16 protein-coding genes are annotated in these 20737 nt (G+C 70.3%); 2 read left to right on the top strand and 14 right to left on the bottom strand.

The annotated features are described in order from the left end of the window. Positions 1-84: 84 nt before the first annotated feature. From R2J75_RS16815 to R2J75_RS16780, 8 genes are read right to left on the bottom strand one after another with little or no spacing between them, the layout of a single operon-like run. Entirely contained in the window at positions 85-1623 is a 1539-nt protein-coding gene (locus R2J75_RS16815) for a serine/threonine-protein kinase (protein ID WP_243345760.1), read from the bottom strand. Between the two features lie 60 nt (positions 1624-1683). Beyond that, on the bottom strand, positions 1684-3672 hold the full coding sequence (gene ligA / locus R2J75_RS16810; protein WP_243335108.1) for an NAD-dependent DNA ligase LigA: 1989 nt from the start codon (positions 3670-3672) through the stop codon (positions 1684-1686). Between the two features lie 9 nt (positions 3673-3681). After that, positions 3682-4770, bottom strand: coding sequence for a rod shape-determining protein RodA (gene rodA, locus R2J75_RS16805; protein WP_243335107.1), 1089 nt, complete (start codon positions 4768-4770; stop codon positions 3682-3684). Continuing rightward, entirely contained in the window at positions 4767-6638 is a 1872-nt protein-coding gene (gene mrdA / locus R2J75_RS16800) for a penicillin-binding protein 2 (RefSeq protein ID WP_243335105.1), read from the bottom strand. Before mrdA ends, rodA begins: the two co-directional genes overlap by 4 nt. A 3-nt stretch (positions 6639-6641) precedes the next feature. Next, on the bottom strand, positions 6642-7121 hold the full coding sequence (locus tag R2J75_RS16795; RefSeq protein ID WP_243335103.1) for a hypothetical protein: 480 nt from the start codon (positions 7119-7121) through the stop codon (positions 6642-6644). Next, a complete protein-coding gene (gene mreC, locus R2J75_RS16790) occupies positions 7118-8002 on the bottom strand; it encodes a rod shape-determining protein MreC (RefSeq protein WP_243335102.1) in 885 nt (294 codons plus the stop codon). Before mreC ends, R2J75_RS16795 begins: the two co-directional genes overlap by 4 nt. Further along, positions 8002-9045, bottom strand: coding sequence for a rod shape-determining protein (gene mreB / locus R2J75_RS16785; RefSeq protein ID WP_243335100.1), 1044 nt, complete (start codon positions 9043-9045; stop codon positions 8002-8004). The genes mreC and mreB overlap by 1 nt, the downstream gene beginning before the upstream one ends. A gap of 37 nt (positions 9046-9082) precedes the next feature. Continuing rightward, complete coding sequence (locus tag R2J75_RS16780; protein WP_243345759.1) at positions 9083-9379, bottom strand: glutaredoxin family protein; 297 nt, start codon at positions 9377-9379, stop codon at positions 9083-9085. Between the two features lie 68 nt (positions 9380-9447). Here R2J75_RS16780 and R2J75_RS16775 point away from each other — a divergent pair, with 68 nt between their 5' ends. Continuing rightward, positions 9448-10047 carry a hypothetical protein gene (locus tag R2J75_RS16775; RefSeq protein WP_243335095.1) on the top strand — a complete coding sequence of 200 codons (600 nt, stop codon included), beginning with the start codon at positions 9448-9450 and terminating at the stop codon, positions 10045-10047. Positions 10048-10128: 81 nt separating this feature from the next. Here the strand turns inward: R2J75_RS16775 and gatD are convergent, their stop codons facing one another. Together gatD and gatE are read right to left on the bottom strand one after the other, a co-directional pair. Then, entirely contained in the window at positions 10129-11559 is a 1431-nt protein-coding gene (gene gatD, locus R2J75_RS16770) for a Glu-tRNA(Gln) amidotransferase subunit GatD (RefSeq protein ID WP_243335093.1), read from the bottom strand. Beyond that, positions 11556-13478, bottom strand: coding sequence for a Glu-tRNA(Gln) amidotransferase subunit GatE (gatE, locus tag R2J75_RS16765; protein ID WP_243335091.1), 1923 nt, complete (start codon positions 13476-13478; stop codon positions 11556-11558). The genes gatD and gatE overlap by 4 nt, the downstream gene beginning before the upstream one ends. Before the next feature lie 234 nt (positions 13479-13712). On the opposite strand from gatE, the gene R2J75_RS16760 reads away from it, so the two are divergent. Next, a complete protein-coding gene (locus R2J75_RS16760; RefSeq protein ID WP_243335089.1) occupies positions 13713-13934 on the top strand; it encodes a hypothetical protein in 222 nt (73 codons plus the stop codon). 98 nt (positions 13935-14032) lie between these two features. Here R2J75_RS16760 and R2J75_RS16755 read toward each other — a convergent pair whose 3' ends face one another. The 4 genes from R2J75_RS16755 to R2J75_RS16740 all read right to left on the bottom strand — a co-directional run bounded on the left by R2J75_RS16755 (position 14033) and on the right by R2J75_RS16740 (position 20722). After that, positions 14033-14515, bottom strand: coding sequence for a cytochrome c3 family protein (locus tag R2J75_RS16755; RefSeq protein ID WP_243335087.1), 483 nt, complete (start codon positions 14513-14515; stop codon positions 14033-14035). Positions 14516-14595: 80 nt separating this feature from the next. After that, a complete protein-coding gene (locus tag R2J75_RS16750; protein WP_243335085.1) occupies positions 14596-16296 on the bottom strand; it encodes an FAD-dependent oxidoreductase in 1701 nt (566 codons plus the stop codon). 340 nt (positions 16297-16636) lie between these two features. After that, positions 16637-19078, bottom strand: coding sequence for an SIS domain-containing protein (locus R2J75_RS16745; RefSeq protein ID WP_316410661.1), 2442 nt, complete (start codon positions 19076-19078; stop codon positions 16637-16639). 24 nt (positions 19079-19102) lie between these two features. Beyond that, complete coding sequence (locus R2J75_RS16740; protein WP_243335081.1) at positions 19103-20722, bottom strand: ABC-F family ATP-binding cassette domain-containing protein; 1620 nt, start codon at positions 20720-20722, stop codon at positions 19103-19105. Between the last annotated feature and the right edge of the window lie 15 nt (positions 20723-20737).

The following is a 20737-nucleotide window of genomic DNA, read 5'->3' as shown; positions in this document are numbered from 1 at the left end:
TGTCTCGGCGAACTCGGCGTACGGGTTCTTTACCTACCCTTGCCGTCACGAAGGATCGGAACCCGATCGTTCCGGTGATTCGATCTACCTACCCTGGTCCGCACCCTCCGCGCGCCGCCTCGGGAGGCGGGGCTGCAGGCGTTCCCGCTCGAAGACCTGGCGGAGCCGCGGGTACTTCAGCGCCATGGGCCAGAGGGGATGCCCGCCGCGCTTGGCTTCCATCATGGCCCGGCCCGTGCCGCGGTAGTCGCCCGACTCGTACAGGGCGGCGATGCGCAGGGCGATGGCCCGCTCGTTGTCCGGCTCCCGCTGCAGGATGCCCTCCAGGGCGGCCAGGGCCCCCCGCGGATCCTTGTCGAGGGCTGCCGCGGCCGCGTCCAGGTCCCGGTACGGGGCCGGGGCCGGGGCGGGCGCAGGGGGTTGGGCGGCCGGCTGGCTTGGGACCGGATGCGCGGCCGGGGGCTGACCCGGGTTCTGGCCCGGGGCCGGCGTCTGGACGGGGGGCGCCGTCTCCGGGGCGGGCTGGGCCGCGGGCGGCTGGGTGGGCGTTGGATCCGGGGCGGCGGGCACCGGCACGGCCACGGCCTGGGGGACCGGCTGAACGGCTTGCGCCGCGGCCCGGGCCCGGCGGCGGTGGCGGCGCCAGGCCCAGGCGCCCCCGCCGGCCGCGCCGGCCAGGAGCACCGCGAGGAGGCTCCAGACGAGGATCCGGAGCCCCCGCCGGGGGGCGGTCCCGCCCTCGGGGCGGATGCGGGGCATGCGGACGGTGATCTCCCGGGTGTCCCCGCCCGTCCAGGCGGGATTCCGGGCGGCCCGGAGGTCGGCGGCCAGGGCGTCCGCGGTGGCGTAGCGGGCGGCGGGGGCCTTGGCCAGGGCCCGGGCCACCACGTCCCGGAGGGCGGGGCTGACGCCCTCCAGGGCCTCGGGATCCAGGGGGGCGGGCTCATCGTGGACGATGCGGTGCAGCACCGTGGCCGTGGACTCGCCGTCGAAGGGGCGCTCGCCGGCCAGGGCCTCGTAGAGGAGGACGCCCACGGCGAAGAGGTCGGCCCGGTGATCGGCCTTGCCGCCCTGGATGGCCTCGGGGGCCAGGTAGCCGAAGGTCCCCAGGAGGGTGCCCGTGGAGGTGAGGTCGCTGCCCGGGAGCCGCGCGATGCCGAAATCGAGGATCTTGGCGGTGAGCCGGTTGGAGAACCGGGTCACCCGCACGTTGCTGGGCTTGATGTCCCGGTGGACGACGCCCCGCTGGTGGGCGTAGGCGAGGCCGTCGCAGACCTGGGCCAGCAGGTCCAGGATCGCGGGCCGGCTGAGCTCGCGGGAGGCCAGCAGGGCCGCGAGGTCGTCGCCGGGCACGTGTTCCATGGCGATGTAGTGGACGCCGGCGTCCTCGCCGAACTCGTGGATGGTGACGAGGTTGGGGTGGTTGAGGCGGCCCGCGGCCTGGGCCTCCCGGAAGAAGCGCTCCCGGGCGTCGGGGGAGGTCAGGGCGGCGGGGCGGATGGTCTTCAGGGCCACCTCGCGGCCGATGAGGGTGTCCCGGGCCAGGAAAACCTCGCCCATGGCGCCTTCGCCCAGGCGCTCAATGAGCTCGAACTTGCCGATGCGGCGGGGATGGTTCGTCATGGCCAGGCTTCCCGGGGTGCGCCCGACGGCGCCCCTCCAGTGTGCCACGGCCGGGCCGGGTCATTCCGGTTTCAGGGCGCGGAGCCAGGCCTCGTCCCGGACGGGGATGCCCAGGGCCTCGGCCTTGGCCAGCTTGGAGCCGGCCTTCTCGCCGGCCACCAGCACCGTGGTCTTGGCGCTGACGGATCCGGTCACCTTGGCGCCCAGGGCCTTGAGCAGGGCCTCGGCCTCCTCGCGCCCCAGGGTGGGCAGGGTGCCCGTGACCACGGCCACCTGGCCCGCCAGGGGCAGGCCGGCGCGGTCCCGGGGGGCGGGGGCCTCGGGCGCGACGCCCATCGCGGCGAGCTGGCCCGGGAGGCCGGGGTGGAGGGCGGCGAAGGCCCGGATGGCGGCGGCCACCTTGGGACCCACCTCCTCCACGGCCTGGAGCTTCGGTTCCGGGGCGGCCCACAGGTCCTCCAGGGTGGGGAAGGCCTCGGCCAGGAGCTCCGCGGTGCGGGCCCCGACCATGGGGATGCCCAGGGCGTGGATCCACCGGGCCAGGGGCTTGCGGCGGGCCGCCTCCAGGGCCGTCATGAGGTTCTGGGCGCTCTTCTCGCCCATGCGCTCCAGCCCGGCCAGCCTCGCCAGGCTGTTGCGGGGATCCTCGAGGAGACTGAAGACGTCCCAGGGCTGGGCGAACCGCGGGGCCAGCTGCTCCACGAGGGCCTCGCCCAGGCCCTCGATGTCCAGGGCCACCCGGGAGCCCAGGTGCTGGAGGCGGGCGCTGATCTTGGCGGGGCACTCGGGGTTCTGGCAGCGCCAGGCGACTTCCTCGTCGGAGTCCTTCCCCACGGCCCCGCCGCAGACGGGACAGGCCTGGGGCACGGCGGGGGGCGGCGCGTCCCCGGGCAGGGTGCCCGGGACCACGGCCACCACCTTGGGGATGACCTCGCCGCCCTTCTCCACGAAGACCTTGCAGCCCACGCGGACGCCGAGGCGCAGGAGCTCGTCGGCGTTGTGCAGGGTGGCGCGGCGCACCGTCGATCCCGCCACCTCCACCGCCTCCAGCTCGGCCACCGGGGTCAGCTTCCCGGCCCGGCTCACCTGCCAGGTGACGCCCAGGAGGGTGGTGGTGGCCTGGAGGCCGGGGTACTTGAAGGCGATGGCCCAGCGGGGCACCCGGTCCGTGAAGCCCAGGCGCTCCTGGAAGTCCAGGCCGTCCACCTTGACGACGACCCCGTCGGTGTCGAAGGGCAGCTTCAGCCGGGCCTCCCGCTGGGCCTCGATGAAGGCGAGGACGTCCGCGAACGTGCCCTCCCCGTGGGCGGGCATGCGCGTGAAACCCCAGGCGGCGAGCTGGTCCATGCCCGAGCTGTGCGCGGCCGAGCCGATCATCTGCCAGGGGAGGAAGGAGAGGCGGCGCTCCGCCGTGATGCGGCTGTCGAGCTGCTTCATGGTGCCGGAGGCGGCATTGCGCGGATTCGCGAACCGGGCCTCGCCGCGGGCGTCCCGCTCGCGGTTCAGCTCCTCCCACCGCCGCCTGGACAGGAACACCTCGCCGCGCACCTCCAGGGTCCCGGGGGCCGCGGCCGGCAGGGTGAGGGGGATGTCGGCGATGGTGCGGGCGTTCTCGGTGACGTCCTCCCCCTCCTCGCCGTTGCCGCGGGTGACGGCGCGGACGAGGGTCCGGTCCTGGTACAGGAGGGACAGGGAGAGCCCGTCCACCTTGAGCTCAGCCGAAAAGACGGGCGAAAAGCCGAGGCCCTTGATGACCCGGCCCTCCCAGTCGCGCAGGTCGTCCTCGGAATAGGTGTTGTCGAGGCTCAGCATGGGGGTGGCGTGCCGGGCCTTCCGGAACTGGTCCAGGGGCGGCGCGCCCACCCGCTGGGTGGGGCTGTTGGGGTCCGCGGCCTCGGGGTGGGCCGCCTCCAGGTCCCGCAGCTCGCGCTCCAGGGCGTCGTATTCCGCGTCGGAGAGGACGGGCTGGTCGAGGACGAAGTAGCGGCGGCGGTGCTCCAGCACCTGGGCCGCCAGCTCCTGCATTCGGATCTTGGGATCGGCGCTCATGGGGAGATTCTACTTGAGCGTGGCCCGGTGCCTCACGCCCATGACGACGCCCAGCCCCAGGAAGTAGCTGAGGGTGCTGCTGCCGCCGGCGCTGAAGAAGGGCAGGACGATGCCCTTGTTGGGCAGGACGCCCACGACCATGCCCACGTTCACCAGGAGGTGCAGGGCGATGATGCCCGCGGCCCCGACGCAGAAGTAGGTCTCCGAGGCGCTCCGGGCCGCCACCGCCGTGTCCAGGATGCGGGTCAGGACCAGGCCGAAGAGCCCCAGGGCCAGGAGCACGCCCAGGAAACCGCGCTCCTCCGCCCACACCGAGAACACGAAGTCCGTGGTCTTCACCGGCAGGAAGTTGAGCTGGGTCTGGCTGCCGGAGGTGAAGCCCTGGCCGGTGAGGCCGCCCGCGCCGATGGCGATGCGGCTCTGGTTGATCTGGTAGCCCTTGCCCTTGAGGTCGGCGCCGGGGTCCAGGAAGGTCATCACGCGCTGCTTCTGGTAGGGCTTGAGGACCTTGTGCCAGGCGAAGACCCCGCCCGCGCAGCAGATGGCGAGGGTGAGGGCCACCCACTTGGCGCGCAGGCCCTTGATGACCGGGATGAGGGCGAGGATGGGGGTGAAGCTGATGGCCATGCCCAGGTCGGGCTGCTTGAGCACCAGGAGCATGGGGAAGAACACGAGGGCCGAGGTCTGCACCAGGTCCCAGCCGGTCAGGTCCTGGGGCTGGCGGGTGCCGAGGCGGTGGGCGACGAAGAGCAGGGTCAGCCACTTCATCAGCTCGGAGGGCTGGAAGGTCAGGCCCCCCACGCCCAGCCAGCGCTGGGCGCCGCCGATGCGGTGGCCGGCCGCCAGGACCGCCACCAGGCTCAGGATGCCCAGGACGTAGAGGGCGAACCCGCTGCGGAAGACCCGGCGGGGGTCCATGCCGGCGAGGAAGGCCATCAGGGCGAAGCCGATGAGGTTCCAGAGCCCCTGCTTGGCCCAGATCATCGCCTGCTGGTTGGTGCCGCGCCCCGCCGAGTACACGGTGAGCAGGCCCATGATCACCAGGAGCGCCATGGGCCAGAGGAGGGAGGTGTCGAGGGCGCGCAGGCGTTCCTTCACGGCGCCTCCCCTTCCGCCGCCGCGTCCTCGGGCCGGTACTCGTCGGGGATCTTGGCGCTGGGCGGCGGCAGCGGCTTCTTGAGCCGGTCGATGAACCAGTACTGGCAGAGCTTCTTGGCGATGGGCGCCGCGTTGGAGGCGCCGAAGCCGGCGTTCTCGGCCACCACGGCGAAGGCGATCTGGGGGTTCTCGCGGGGCGCGTACCCGGCGAAGAGGGCGTTGTCCCGGAACTTCTTGGCCAGGGTGGCGTAGTGGGACTTGCTGACGAAGGTCGTCACCTGGCTGGTGCCGGTCTTGCCCACCATGGTCACGCCGGGGATGCCCATGCCCTTGGCGGTGCCCGACTGGACCACCTCGTAGAGGCCCTCGTCCAGGATGGCCCGGATGCGGGGATCCAGGCCCGCGTCCCGCGGCGCCGGCGGCACGAAGGGCTCCATGGGCCGGCTGTCGTCGGGGCGCACCCCGTAGAGGAGGTGCGGCGTCAGCAGCTTGCCCCCCGTGGCCAGCATGGCGTAGAAGCGGGCGAGGCTGATGGGGGTGATGCTGTTGGCGCCCTGGCCGATGGCGACGCTGATGGTCTCGCCCGCCCACCACTTCTCCTTCTTGACCCGCTTCTTCCACTCCCGGCTCGGCACGCGGCTGACGCTCTCGTGGGGCAGGTCGACGCCCGTGGGCGAGATGAGGCCGTACTTCTCCGCCGCGGCGTGGATGTCGTCCACGTCCAGCTTCATGCCCAGCTCGTAGAAGTAGATGTCGCAGCTCTGGGCGATGGCCTGCACCAGGTTCACGGTGCCGTGGACGTTGTCGCAGCGGAAGTCCCGGTTGTAGTAGACCTTGTGCCCGTGGCAGGTGTACGTGGTGTCGGGGGTGATGAGGCCCTTGTCGAGGGCGGCCAGGGCCACCAGCAGCTTGAAGGTGGAGCCCGGCGGGTAGCGGCCCTGGGTGACCCGGTCCAGCATGGGGCGGTCGGGGTTGCCCCAGAACTGCTCCACCTGCTCCTGGGTGAGGCGGTTGAGGAAGATGTTGGGGTCGTAGGACGGGGCGGAGTACATGGCCAGGATGCCCCCGTCGCGCAGGTCGATGACGATGCCGGCGCCGGAGTTCTCCCCGAAGGCCTCCTTCATGACCTGCTGCAGGCCCGCGTCCAGGGTGAGGTAGACGCTCCGGCCCGGCCTGGCCTCCACCTGCCCGAACACGGCCACCTCGCGGCCGAGGTTGTCCACGAGGATGCGGCGCTGGCCGTCCACGCCCCGCAGCTTGTCGTTGCGGCTGGCCTCGAAGCCCGAGCGGCCGATGATCTCGCCCAGCTGGTACACATCGGGGTTCTTGGCGAGCTCGTCCGGCGTCACCTCGCCGACGTAGCCCAGCGCGTGGCCCGCCAGCTCCTGGCCGAGGTAGACCCGCCGGGGGGCCACCTCGATGCTGAGGAAGGGGTAGCGGGCCCGGAGCACCTCGGCCCGGGCCAGGGCCGAATCGTCCAGGTTGTCCTGGAGGACCAGCATGCGGTTGCCCGCGGCCTGCCGGATGGCCTGGATCCGTCGCTTCAGGGCCTCGGGCTCCAGCTGGAGGGCGTAGGCCAGGCCCTCGATCTGGGCGGGGTCCCGGGGCAGGTCCTCGTTCTGGATCACGAGGTGGAGGGCCCGGCGGTTGTCGACGATCTTGTTGCCGTTCCGGTCGTAGATGATGCCGCGCGGCGCCGGCGTGGTGCGGGTCTTGACGGCCTGCGAGAACGCCAGCCGCTGCATCTCGCGCCGCAGGCCCAGCTGCACCCAGCCGTAGGCAAGCACGAGGCCCAGGAGCATGCAGTACACCACCGTCTTCATCACGGCGATGCGGCGGTGGATGACGTTGCGGTTGACGAGTTCCATCCCCTACCTCCGGTGGATGGGCTCGTGGAGCTTCAGGGCCAGGGTCGCCCAGAGGGGGACGGAGCCGAGGGTGAACACCCACTGGAAGCCCCAGGCGTGGGGACCGCCCGCGAGCCGGAGCAGGAGGTTCGCCAGGAGCCAGTGGAGGGCCGCGAGGGCGGCCATGCGGCCCCAGAAGGGCCGGCGGGTGTGGGGGGGCCACTGGACGAGGAGGGCGTAGGCCGTCAGGCAGATCAGCATGTTGGCCAGGGGGGTGGCGCCCATGTGGGGCGTGAGCCGGAGGCTGCCTTCCACCACCCACCCGGCGGCGGCGGACCACAGGAGGCCGGTCAGCGGGGAGGGGAAGCCCGGGGCCAGGCCCAGGATGAGGAAGATGTGGACGATGGCCTGGAGCCCCGGCCAGGGCGCGGCGAGGGGCAGGCAGGCGATGGCGGCCAGGCTCAGGAGGTGCCGGCGCACCATGGGAGGCGTCTGGCCGCTCATGGCGCCCCCTTCCGGACCTTGGGCTTCTCGGTGGGCTTGGGCTGGGCCGGCGGCGGCAGTTCCAGCTGGGGCCGGGGCGGCAGGATCAGGACGAGGTTGACCCGGTCCAGGGGCGCGGCCAGGGAGACCTCCACCTGGAGCTCCACGTCGCGGGGGCGCACGGAACTCACGTAGCCCACCAGGAGGCCGCGGGGGAAGATGCGGTCCAGGCCCGAGGTGTAGACCGGCTCGCCGACCTGGACCCCTTCCTGGCTGCCGATGTAGCGCAGGGCGGCCTTGCCCGGGCCCAGGCCCTGGAGGACGCCGGTGGCCCGGCTCCGGGCCAGCATCACGCCGGTGGAGGCGTTGTAGGCGTCCAGGGGGAGGAGGCTCGCCTGGGTGGGACCCACCTCCCAAAGCCGGCCGACCACCCCCTCGGGGCAGATCACGCCCTGGTCCGGCTGGAGCCCCCCGTCGCTGCCCAGGTCGAGGAAGAGGCCGCCGAAGGGGGCCCGGCGGGTGCTCGCGATGACCCGGGCCGGCGTGAAGGAGAGGGGCAGGAGCTTCTTGAGCCCCAGGAGGCGGATGGCCTCGTCGGCCTCCACCAGGCGCGGCGCGAGGGCGTCCCGCTCCGCCTGGAAGGCGGCCACCTGGGCCCGGAGGCGGGTGGCTTCGGCCACGGCCGCCTTGTAGGTGTCCAGGCGCTGCCGGCGGTGATCCCGCCAGGCTTCGAGCCGGCCGGACACCATCCGGGTGGGGGTCCCCGCCAGGTCCATCAGGGCCCGCCAGCGCCCGCCGGGGCCGCGCCCCAACAGGATCCAGCCCAGATGCCCCAGCAGCAGGGCCGCCATGGCCCAGCGCCTGCGTCCGGTCGGGTTCCAGCCCCAGGCGCGCCTACGCATCAGTCCAGGATCTGGATGCGCCTCAGGAAGGGGATGTCCTCGAGCAGCATGGCGGTGCCGCGCACCACGGCGGTCTCGGGGTTTTCCGCTCGGTAGCAGGGCAGGTGGGTCTCCTTGGAGATGCGCACGTCCAGGCCCTGGATCTTGGACCCGCCGCCGGTCAGGCAGATGCCCCGGTCGATGAGGTCCGCCGCCAGCTGGGGGGGCGTCTCGTTGAGGGCCTTGCGCACGAGGTCGATGATGGCGCTGATGGGCTCGGCCAGGGCCTCCCGGATCTCGGTGTCGTTCAGGGTCAGGGTCTTGGGCAGGCCCTCGAACTGGTCCCGGCCGGAAATGCTCATGGTCCGGGTCTTGTCGGAGATGTACGCGGAGCCGAGGGTCCACTTGACCTCTTCGGCGGCCGCCTCGGAGATGAGGACGTTGTACTTCTCACGGATGTACTTGATGATCGCCTCGTCCATCTCGTCGCCGGCCACGAGGATGGAGTCGGAGAAGACCTTGCCGTTGTAGGAGATCACCGCCACGTCCGTGGTGCCGCCGCCGATATCGACGATCATGCAGCCCCGCTTCTCGTTGATGGCGAGCCCGGCGCCGATGGCGGCCACCATGGTCTGGTCCACGAGGAAGACCTCGCCGGCCTTGGCGTCGTAGCAGACCTGCTTGACCGCGCGGCGCGCCACCTGGTGGGCCCGGGGGGGGACGCTGACGACGATGCGGGTGCGGGCGATGCCCCGGTTGGGCCGGGCCTTCTTGATGAAGGCGGCCAGCATCTTCTCGGCGGCGTCCACCTCGTAGATCATGCCGTCCTTCATGGGCCGGATGGTCTGGACCCCCTGGGGGGTGCGGCCCAGGAGCTGCTTGGCCTCGTCGCCGACGGCCTCCACTTCATGGGTCTGGGTGTTCAGGGCGACGATGGATGGCTCGTAAACCACGATTCTGCCCGCCTGCTTGGTGTACACCAGCACGGAGGCGGTGCCCAGATCGATGGCGAGATCGGACGTGAAGAGGCTGGACCAGAATTGGGCGGAAAAAGGTGTCGGCACGTGGCGCTCCGGCGAATCTCTTAGAATGCCATGAAAATCAAGATTCTGCCGCTTGCAGCAGTTCCTGGACCAGCAGGGCGGGGTCCAGGCGGCTCGGCAGCTCCCGGTGATAGCCCCGGACCCAGCGGGTTCCATTCACGAGGATGAAGGGGATGGCGCGCTTGCCCGTCTCCCGCTCCAGGCGTTCGGCGGCCCCGGGGACGGTCTCGATGTCCACGTCCGCATGGGGGATGCCGGCCTCGGCCAGCCAGCGTTCCAGGCGGCGGCAATCGGGGCACCAGGTGGCGGTATATACTTGTAAATCCAGTCCCTTAAGGGATTCGTGACCCGGCATGGACGTTCCTCGCTAGGCAGGGTATGCCTTCGCTGTCATTCTGGAACTGAAACGTGTAGGAGAGAAGCATGGAAATGCGCACCGCGCGGGTATGGGGCATGTGTGGTCTTCTGGTCGCGGGCCTCGCCTGCTCCCGGGTTTCCCCCGACAACTCCAAGGTCGTCGCCAACGTGGGCGGCGAGAAGATCACGGAGAAGGCCTTCACCGAGGCCGTGAAGATCCTCCTGGGCGACGAGGCCCGGGCCAAGGACCTGCTCACCAACCCCGCCAACCGCGACCAGCGGAACCGCTTCCTGCAGGAGTTCGTGGACCAGAAGGTGCTGGTCAAGTACGGCGACAAGCAGGGCCTGGGCAAGGATCCCAAGGCCAAGCTGCTGGTGGACGCCGCCAAGGCCAACGCCTACGGCCAGGTGCTCATGGAGCGCGCCGTCTCCACCGGCGAGCCCTCCGAGGAGCAGATGAAGGCCTTCTACGAGAAGGTCAAGGCCCAGGCCAAGGCCGCGGGCCAGGACAAGGACTTCCCCGCCTACGAGGCGGTCAAGGCCCAGCTCCCCGCCGCCGTGCGCCGCGACCAGATCAAGGAGGCCAGCCAGGGCCTCATCGGCCGCGCCAAGGCCGCCGTGCCCGCCACCATCGATCCCGAGTGGCGCTCCGCCGAGGCCAAGTAGCCCCGACCTTCCCGCCGAAAGTCCTGCCCCCGGTTCCCGCGGCGCGCCGCCGGGACCGGGGGCAGAAGCGTGAGGGGCGCCCTACTTCCAGTGCTGCCCGATGAAGGCTTCCACCTCGGGGAGCCCGCCCTGGAGCACGAGGTAGCCGTTGTGCGGCTCCCGGGGCGTGATCTCGTGGTTCACGGGGGTGAGCAGCATCTCCCGGATCCGCTTGGGATCGTCGGTCTGGCCCAGGACCCAGGCGAGCTTCATGTAGGCCGTCTCGGGGAGCATGTTGTCCATGGGGATGATCCCCAGGTTGAGCAGGTCGCGGCCGGTGTCGTAGACGTACATCTGGGCGTAGCCCCAGATGGTCTGGACCGTCATGACCACGGTCATGCCCTTCTGGATGGCGCGCTTGACGGCGGGGTACAGGGGCTTGTTGATGTGGCCCAGGCCCGTCCCGGCGATCACGAGGCCCCGGTAGTTCAGGTCGGAGAGGGCGTCGATGATGTCGGGGTTGAAGTTCGGGTAGTAGTACTGGATGGTGACCTTCTCCTCGAAGGCCGGGTTGATGATGGGCACGCGGCTGCGGTCCCGCTTCAGGTAGTCGTCGGTGAGGTAGGTGAAGTGCTTCCCGTGCTCGTTGGTCTCCCGGCTCACGGTGGCCAGGGGGGTGGCGCCGATGGTGCGGAAGGTGCTCCGGTAGCTGGAGTGCATCTTCCGGCAGCGGGTGCCGCGGTGCAGCAGGTCGTAGTTGTCCGACGTCGGGCCGAACATGCAGAGCATGACTTCGGCGATGTCGCACTCGGCCGCGGTCCGGACCGCGTTCATGAGGTTGAGGGCCGCGTCGGAGGAGGGCCGGTCGGAACTGCGCTGGCTGCCGACGAGGACGATGGGCACCGGGGAGTTCTGGACCATGAAGCTGAGGATCGCCCCCGTGTGGCTCATGGTGTCCGTGCCGTGGCCGACCACGATGCCGTCCACGCCCTTGGCGATCTCCTCGCCGATGGCCTTGGCCAGGGCCTTGTACTGCTCGGGGCCCATGTTCTCGCTGAAGACCCCGAAGAGCTTCTTGGTCTCCATGTTCGCGATGTCGGCCAGCTCCGGGACGGCGCCGTAGAGCTCGCCGGGGGTGAAGGCCGGGATCACGGCGCCGGTGCGGTAGTCCAGGCGGGAGGCGATGGTGCCGCCCGTGCCCAGCAGGGTGACGTTCTTCTTGCGGAAGTCGCAGGGGAAGGCCTTCTCGGGGATCTTGTAGACGGCCTTGCGGTATCCGGTCTCGACGGCGGAGGCGATGCGGGTGGCCTCGACGCCGACGTTGTAGCCGTTGAACAGCTTGACCACGATGTGGAGGTCGTCGAAGGTCTCGCTGCGGGGGAGGATCACGCCCTTGAAGACCGAGCCGCGGTCGTTGACGATCTCCACCTCGCTCCAGACGCCGATGGCGTAGCGCTCGAGGGCGTCGCGCGCGGGTCCGCGGTAGCCCTGGAACCGGTCGTCACGCTCGTTCAGGGGGATGGCGGCGCTCATCGGGAAGCCTCCTGGGTGAGCCGGGTCCTGAGGTAGTCGGCCACGTCCTTCGCGGGGGCCTTGCCGAGGAGGAGCTTCATGGCGCGCCCGGCCAGGAAGCGCAGGCGCTTGCCGTCCGAGTCGCCCTTGTCGATGCGGTAGTCCTCCATGGAGAGGGCGGACAGCTCGCGGGCCCAGGCCTCCCGGGGCTGGACGCCGATGCCCAGGGCCTCCATGGACGCCTGGGCGTCCCGGCCCGGGTTGGCGGCCATGTGGGCGGCGAGCATCTGGATGCCCTCGCGGGGGATCTGGCCGCCGGTGAAGAGGTCGAAGATCTGGACCCATTCGGTGGCGCCCAGCCGTTCCACGGGCAGGCCGCGGCGGTGGAGGGCCTTGGCCCGCTGCCCGATCTCCACGGAGGCCAGGAGGCCGTCCGCGCCCGTCGCGGCCACCACGGCGTCCACGAGGGCGACGCCGCCCCTGCGGATGAGGTACTCCGTGGTCTCCGGGGGCACGCCCCAGGCGCCGAACTGGTGGAACCGCGCCCAGGGGGTGGGCCGCATGCGGGCCCGGGCCGCCTCCACGCGCTCGGCGGTGATGCGGGTGGGGGGCGAGTCGGTGTCGGGGTACATCCGGTCCGGGCCGGGCAGGATGCGCTCGAAGGTGGTGAACCCGCCGGCCAGGGACTGGCGGGTCTCCTGGGGCACCCCTTTGAGGGCGTCCACGAAGCGGATCCGGATCTCCTCGGCGGCCGTGCGGCAGTCCACCTCGGGTCCGAAGACGATGAAGTAGTCGTCGTTCTCCCCCATGCGCAGCTTCCGGCGGAGGCGCTCGAGGGTGCGGTGCTTCAGGGGGAATTCGGGCATCTGCTGGCCGCTGAGCACAATGGGCGCTTCGTCCAGGCAGGCGATGACCCGGACCCGGCCCGCGAGTTCGTCCAGGAAGGTGGTCTCCGGCTGGGTGGGCCACTGGGCCAGGCCCAGGCCGCCCTCCAGGCGGACCGCGAAGATCCGGCCGCCGCTCCGGATGGCGCGCTGCATGAAGCCCAGGTCCACCGACTGGAACACGTCGGTGACATCGGCCACGTGGGTGCGGACATCGCCGGGCTCCCGCCAGCCGCGCCGGTGGAGCTCGTCGCGCAGGCGGAGCAGGTTGACCTGGCGGATGCCCTCGTTGTGCACGAGCTTCACCGCCCAGGCCGCCTTGGGCACGCCCTTGATCTCGACCCGGCTGCCGCCCCTGACGCTGACATTGACGTCCTGGCGGCTGGCGCCGATGCCGGTGCGGACCCGGCCCGTGGTCCGGGCCACGAGGCCGCAGAGGGTGATGGCGTCCCGCACCTCCTGGGGGGTCCGCAGGTCGGGGCCGGTCACGGTCTCCGTGAGGGGCATGCCCAGGCGGTCCGTGCGCCAGACGATGCGGTGGCCCTTGTCGCTCACCTCGCGGCAGGAGTCCTCCTCGATCGAGACGTGGGTGACGCTGAGGGTGCGCCCGTGGAAGGGCATCCCGCCGTTCATGCCCACGATGGCCGTGCGCTGGAAGCCGGTGGGAATGGAGCCGTCCAGGTACTGCTTCCGGGCGATGTGGACCTCGTCGATGATGTCCATGCCCATGGCCAGGCAGAGCTCGATGGCGACGTCGATGGCCTCCTGGTTCACCAGGAAGGGCGGGGTGTCGTCCATCTCATAGGTGCACACGTTGAGGTGGTTCAGGAGATAGATGATCTCCTTGCGCGTCTTGAACTCCATCAGCGCCGTGCCGTCGTACTCGCCCAGCTCGGAGAGGGTGGGCCGCATGTGGCGGAGCACCTCGCCGTCGTGGGTGTGGGTGTAGAGCCCCGCGGGGCAGCGGCAGAAGAGCTTGTGGGCGGTGAGAAGCTGCTGATGCACTTCCAGGCCCGAGATCAAGCCCGCCGATTCGTAGTCAAGCTTCTCGATCATGCTGCACCTGTTCCGGGGGAGGATCTAAGGGTCGCTTTCCCCTGAACGGCCCGTCAAGGCGCGCGGCCCGCTCCGGCGGATATTGATGACCCCCGTCACAGCCCGCCTCCGGGGCGATGACATGAACGTGACATTTGCCCCGGATCCTGGGCAAGCGGCCCGGTCCGCCGCCGGGCAACACGCGCCGGGTTGGGACATCCAAAGGCCTAGGCCGGATGGCCTTGGAGAACCGACATGTCCAGACTGCTGCTCCCCTTCTTCACCGCCTCCCTGGTCCTCTTCGCGGGCCAGCACGAGGCCAAGCCTCGCAAGACCTGTTGTTCCAACGCCTGCTGCAAGCCGGACCGCAATTGCGACCGGCATTGCGACAAAGCGTGCGAGAAGGCCGGCTGTCCCAACTGCTGCGACAAGCCCGCCCACCTCCAGCCGGCCCCCACCGAGCCGCGCAAACCATGAGTCCGTCCCATGAAAGGAAACCGGACCCTGAAGGCGTCCGCCTCCAGGGTCCGGTCGCAGGCTCCCGTCGCGGAGCCCTTCAGGGTGTCGTCAGGTTGCTAGGGCACCTGGAACTGGAAAGCGTGGCACTGCAGGCAGTCGTTCTCCGAGGCGCGGTGCATGTGGTGGCACTTGGCGCAGGCGGCGTCCGTGCCGTAGTGGCGGGACTGATGCGGGTTGTGGGGCTTCACCTGGGCGGTGCGGGCGGCGAGGTCCTTCGTGGGGCCGTGGCAGCCCACGCAGGTCCAGGTCGGCACGGGGGCGGGCTTGCCCTTCCCGTCGTGGCACTGGGCGCAGGTGACGCCGGCGAGGGCGTGGATCTGGACGCCCTTCAGCTTGCCGACTAGGCTGGCCGGCTTGCCCTGGGCCCCCGTGTGGCAGGTCTTGCAGTCCTTGAAGGACTTGCCCTGGATGGACACGTGGCCCGCGGGCAGCTTGATGGGCTCCGCCCCCGTGGCCGGCTTGGCCTGGGCCTGGACGCCCAGGGTGAGGGCGGCGAGGAGCGCGAGGGACGATGGCAGAAATCTCCAAATTCGGATCATGGTTCCTTCCTGTGATGGGCGAGGGAGGGGTGAGGTGCGGCCGGCCCGTCCCCACCCCCAGGGACGGGCCGGAGGCGGGCTCAGAGGCTCGCCACGTGCTTCCCGGTGAGGTACCCGACGGTGTAGCACCGGCCCAAGGAGAGGCCGGGGACTGCCATCGGGTAATCGATGCCACCGTAGAAGCCGCCGCTCAGGTTGCCGGCGAGGTAGAGCCCCTTGATGGGCTTGCCGTCGGCGTCCAGGGCGTTATGCCGTTCGTTCACCACCATGCCCGACACGATGGCCGAGACCCGGACGGCGCGGTGAATCCCGTAGAAGGGGGCCTTGAGCACCGGGGCCATCTTGTCCGCGGGGTTGCCGAAGTCCTCGTCGCGGCCGGCCGCGGCCAGGTCGTTGTAGCGCTTGACCGTCGCGGCCAGCGCGGCGGGATCCAGACCCAGCTTGCGGGCCAGTTCGTCCAGGGTGTCGGCCACGTGGGTGTTGATGAAGGGCTCCAGCACGCCCTTCTTGGGACCGGGGACGTCGGGCATGTAGTTCTTCAGGCCCTCGGGGGGAACGAGGCGACCGGGCCACTTCGCGGCGCGGGTCATGTAGTCCGCGTCGAAGATCTGGCAGTAGTGGCCGGCGTCCTTCTCGTTCTTCAGGTAGTTGTTGAGCAGGGACATCTCCACGCACTCGCTGACGAAGCGCTTGCCGTCGCGGTTGACCGCCAGGAAGGGCATGTCGCACATGGTGGCCGGCCCCGCGTCGAAGTCGTGGAGCATCTTGGTGTGGCCGATGGGGTCGAAGACGGCCCCGGCCCAGAAGGCCATGACGAACCCGTCGCCATCGCGGTCCATCTGCTTCCGGCCCATGTGCCTGAGGTCGGGCAGGAAGTAGTCGCTCATCGCCTTGTTGCTCTGGTAGTCGCCCGTCGCCAGGATGACGCCCTTCTTGGCCATGAACCGGATGTACTGGCCCTGGGCGTTCTGGGCGATCACGCCCACCACCTCGCCGTTGCGCCCCTGCACGAGCTGGGCCGCGGGGTGGAGGTAGAAGAACTTCACGCCCTGCGCTTCGGCGTACTTGGCCAGGTCGCGCATGCCGTCGCCCGTGGTGTAGGGCTTGGGGCCGAAGAACGAGGTGACGTAGCTCATGGGGTAGCCGTTCACCTTCAGGTTGGGGCCGTGCTGGACGTTGCCCTGGTCGAAGACGGGGCTGCCGCCCTTCTTGGCGCGGTCGATGACCCAGCGGACGGCTTCACCGGAGTTGTAGGCCCACTGGCGGACCAGCTTGGTGTTGCTGCGATGGTTGTTGTTGCCCACGATCAGGGCGACCAGGGCCTCGACGCCGGCCTTGTCGCTCTTGGCCAGGTCGATGCCGGTGCCCGTGTTGCCCTGGGAGACGGCGAAGGGGGCCTTCTGGAGGACGGCGACCTTGGCGCCGGCCTCATGGGCGGAGAGGGCCGCCGGGACGCCCGAGGCGCCGGCGCCGACCACCACCACATCGAAGGTGAGGGTCTCCTTGATGGCCTTTTCGGGGATGGGCTTGGGCTTGGGCAGGAAGTTCAGGGTGGCGCCGGGCGTCTTCCCGAACTCGCCGGCGGGGGCCGCGGCGGCCTTGGCCTTGGCCTTGCCGGGCTCGGCGGCGGCCGCGGCGACGCCGGGCAGGCCGACCATGCCGACCGCTGCCGCCCCGAGGGCCGTGTGGGTCAGGAAGCTGCGCCGGGAAAGGCCGTTCTCCAGGGCATGCCGGGTCGCGGCATCCAGCTCCGGTGCGTCGTGGGATGGGTTGTTCGTCATCCGCGTGTCCTCCAAGGGGGGTGGGTGCTCCATAGGGCGGACCGAGGGCAGGTCGGGCCGCCCGGAGGGGCAGACCGAAGGCCGTCCCCTGTCAGGGACGGGAGGGGCGCCACCGCGCGCCGCCTGCCTTTCAGACCTATGATCCCATCCTAGGGCCGCCCTGGCCCGGCGCCCAGGTCGGCGCCAACCCCCCTCCGGCGTTTTTCGTGCTGTAATTATCGATTTCTAAAATATAGAAAAATTTATACTTGGCGCCTGAGCGAACAGGCATACAACCCGGGCCGGGAGGGGGGCTGGTAGTTTCCGGCCCCCCTCCGGTAGATTTGTGCAGCCCCTAGGCTCAGTCCACGGTGATGGACTTGGAGACGTTCTTGGGACTGTCGGGGTGGACGCCGTGGTCGGCCACCCGCAACTGGTCCAGATACTCCATCTTGAGCACCGACATGCGGAAGGCGAGGCGCTGGAGGAGGAGGGTCGCCGCGAACACGAAGAGGTTCGGATCGGGGGCCGGCGGGACCTCCAGGTAGAGGGACTGGTAGCGGTCGTCGCCCATGGGCCGGCCGGCGACGGCCAGGGCCAGGTCGGGATCGGCCTCGGCGATGAGGAGGATGTCGGCGCCCCGGATCTTGTGGGTGTGGATCTGGCTGATGGTGATCCGCACGTCCCGCTCGTCCCGGGGGCACACGAAGAGGAGGGGGTAGTTGGAGAAGTGGGACTCGACGAGGTCGGGGTTGGCCCGCAGGACGTCGATGCCGCCGGGGAAGGGGCTGCCGTCCCGGCGGGCCTCGTAGGCGTCCAGGAGCCCCGCCAGGTCCGCGATGGAGAAGAGGGTGTTCTTGCCGAGGATGGTGTTGGGCCCGTGCTTGAACTCGGCGGCGTCGTACCCTTCGGCGTGGTTGAGCACCACCTCGCGGATCTTGAGGGCCCCCTCCCGGGCCAGGCCGATGAGGCCGGTGCCGAGGATGTGGAGGCTGGGCTCCAGGTGGAGGCGGCGCGCGGCGGCCTCCACGGCCTCGCCGCACCCGGCCAGGGTGCGCTCCACGAGGTCCCGGGCCGCCCGGAGCTGCTCGACGACGCGGCGCTCGTTCATGGAGAAGGAGGCGGCGAGGGCGTAGAGCACGGCGATCTGGTTGAGGAAGCTCTTGGTGGCGGCCACCGCGATCTCGGGGCCGCAGAGGAGGGGCAGGTAGAACTCCGAGAGCTCCTGGGGGATGCGGCTGTTCTCGTTGTTCACGAGGGCCACCCGGCGGAGGGCGGGGACCCGGGCCCGGACGTCCTGGAAGATATCCACCAGGTCCTTGGTCTCGCCGGACTGGGTGATGCCCACCAGCAGGTCCCCCGGCTCCAGGGTGTTGAGGTACATGGAGCGGAAGGTCCCCGGGTTGGCCGGGAAGACCGCCACCCCCGCGAGGTTGTTGAAGAAGTAGGCGCCCACCAGCGCGGCGTGGTACGAGGTGCCGGAGGCCACGAGGAAGATCCGGCCCTTGGCCTCGCGCATGGCCTTGGCGAGCTCCTGCAGGAGCCCCGAGACGCGCCGCTGCTTCTTCCACACGAAAAGGCGGTCGAAGAGGGCCAGGTCCTCGGCGGCGCCGGGCGCCAGGCGGGCCAGGTCCCCCAGCAGCCCCCGCTCCTCGGAGGTGAAGGGCTCCCCGACGCCGAGGGCCTCCCGGTGGGGCTTCACGGCGGCCCTCAGCTCCCCGAGGGCGGGATCGTCCAGGAGCCTGTCGAACCCTTCCCGGAGGGCCTCGGCGTCCGGGGCCTCGTTCAGGGCCGCGGCCTTGGCCAGGACGGCCTTGCCCAGGTCCAGGCGGGCCTCGAAGGCCTGGTGGAGGGCCTCGGTGGCGGGGTCCTGGAAGTAGTAGCGCAGGATGGCGTCCAGGTTCTCCGCGGAGGAGGCGATCTCCTGGTCCATGAAGTACTTGAAGGGGGGCCGCAGGCCGGTGTCCCGCACGTTGAGCTTGGAGCGGCGGGGCTTCGGGGCCGAGAGCGCCAGGGGCCCGGCCAGGGGGAAGACGGCGTACTCCCGGTCCGTGAACCAGATGCCCTCGCCTTCGCTCAGGGGGATGAGCATCCGGGTCTTGCTGAGGACGCTGGTGAGGTCGCTGGAGACGAGGACGAAGGGCCCGTGCGCGTCCGAGCCGATCCCGGCGTAGAGGGAGGAGCCCGACTTCACCGCGACGACGCCGGGGACCCGGGGGTCGCAGAAGGCGGCGGCGTACGAGCCTTCAGCGCGGGCGTCGGCCCGGCGCGCGGCGTCCATGAGGAGGAGGGCCCCGTCCGGGGGCGGGGCGGGGAGGGCCGCCGCGGCGCGGCGGCCGGCCTCGAGGGCCTCGGCGGGGGCTTCCAGGTTGTCGGCGTAGAACGCCTCGGCGACGTGGGTGATCATCTCCCCGTCGTTGTCCGAGACGACCCGGTGCCCGAGGTCCGTGAGCCAGCCCTTCAGGGAGTCGGTGTTCGAGATGTTGCCGTTGTGGGCGCCCACGAAGGGCAGCCGGCAGGTGACGTGGTGGGGCTGGCTGTTCACGTCGGTGACGGCGCCGTAGGTGGCCCAGCGCACCTGGCCGATGAACCGCGCGCCGCGCTCCCGGTCGATGCCGATGGCGGAGCAGACCCGGCTGGGGGCGCCCACCTTCTTCAGGAGGCGGATCTCCCCGGCGCCGTCCACGAAGGCGCCGCCGGTGGAATCGTATCCACGGTACTCAAGCCTTTTCAGTAGTTCAGTGGCCTCGGCGCCCAGCGACGCGTTGTCAGACCCGTAGCAGATGGAGACGATTCCGCACATCGGCGACCTTTCTGTTGGATGGAATCAGGATAGTCCCTTGTGGGCCTGGAATTCGCTGAAGCTGCCCTGGAAGTCCTCGATCCCGTCGTCCGTGATGTTCCAGATGCGCGTCGCCACCTCGTCGATGAGATCCTCATCGTGCGTCACGAGGATCACGGTCCCCTCGTAGCGCTGGAGGGCGGTGTTGAGGGCGATCACGGCCTCGAGGTCCAGGTGGTTGGTGGGCTCGTCGAGGACCAGGAAGTTGGGCTTCTGGAGCATGAGCTTGCAGAACATGAGCCGGCAGCCCTCTCCGCCCGAAAGGACCTCGGTGCGCTTCATGCCCTCCTCGCCGCGGAAGAGCATCTGGCCCAGCACGCCGCGGATCTGCTCCACCATGGCGTCGGGATCGAACTGGCGCAGCCAGTCCACGAGGGCGTGGCCGCCGGGGATGGACTCGCGGAAGTCCTGGGCGAAGTAGCCGACGTTGACCTCGTGCCCCCACTTGACGGTGCCGGCGTCGATGCCGCGGTCCGCCTCGGTCACGCCGGGGGCGTTGGCCAGCAGGGCCTTGATGAGCGTGGACTTGCCGGCGCCGTTGCGGCCGACGACGGCGATCTTCTCGCCCCGGGCGACGTTGGCGGAGAAGCCCCGGATCACCTCGAGGCGGCTGCCGTCCTCCAGGTCGTAGCCGCGGCTGACGTCCTCGAACTCCACGGCGTGGCGGCCCCCGGGCTTGGCCTGGGAGAACATGATGTAGGGCCGCTGGATGTTGCTCCGGGCCAGGTCGTTCGGGGTCAGGCGCTCCACCTCCTTGCGGCGGGAGGCGACCTGGCTCGAGCGGGTGCCGGCGGCGAAGCGCTGGATGAACTCGTTCAGCTGGGCGATCTTCTTCTCGCGCTGGGTGTTCTCGGCCTCCAGGCGGGAGCGGATCTGCATCTTCTGGACGACCATGTCGTCGTAGCCGCCCGAGTACTGGATGATGGTCTGGTAGTCGATGTCCGCGATGTGGGTGCAGATCGAGTTGAGGAAGTGCCGGTCGTGGGAGATGACCACGAGGGAGCCCTTGTAGCGCTGCAGGAAGTTCTCCAGCCAGTGGATGGAGTCCAGGTCGAGGTGGTTGGTGGGCTCGTCCAGCAGGAGGGCCTCGGGGTTGCCGAAGAGGGCCTGGGCCAGCAGGACCCGGACCTTCTGGCCGCCCTGGAGCTCGCCCATGGTGCGCTCGTGGAAGGCCTCGGGGACGCCCAGGCCGTCCAGGAGGATCGCCGCGTCCGCCTCGGCGGTGTAGCCGTCCTCGTCGGCGACGATGCCCTCGAGCTCGCCGAGGCGCATGCCGTCCTCGTCGGTCATCTCCGCCTTCTCGTAGATGGCGTCCCGCTCCTGGAGGGCGGCCCAGAGGCCCTTGTTGCCCATGATGACGGTGTCGATGACCCGGAAGGCGTCGAAGGCGAACTGGTCCTGGGCCAGGACGCCCATCTTGCGGGGCCGCTGGATGGTGCCGCTGGAGGGCTCCTGCTCGCCGGTGAAGAGCTTGATGAAAGTGGACTTGCCGCTTCCGTTGGGGCCGGTCAGGCCGTACCGGCGGCCCGGCGCGAAGGTCGTGGTGACGTCCTCGAACAGGATCCTGGCGCCAAAGCGCATGGTGACGTTTTGCGCACCGAGCATGGTCTCTCCCCCCAA

It is taken from the genome of Mesoterricola sediminis (assembly GCF_030295425.1).
GTDB classification, from domain to species: Bacteria; Acidobacteriota; Holophagae; order Holophagales; family Holophagaceae; genus Mesoterricola; species Mesoterricola sediminis.
The sequence above is the reverse complement of the archived record's forward strand: the minus strand, read 5'-3'. Positions and strand labels throughout refer to the sequence as shown.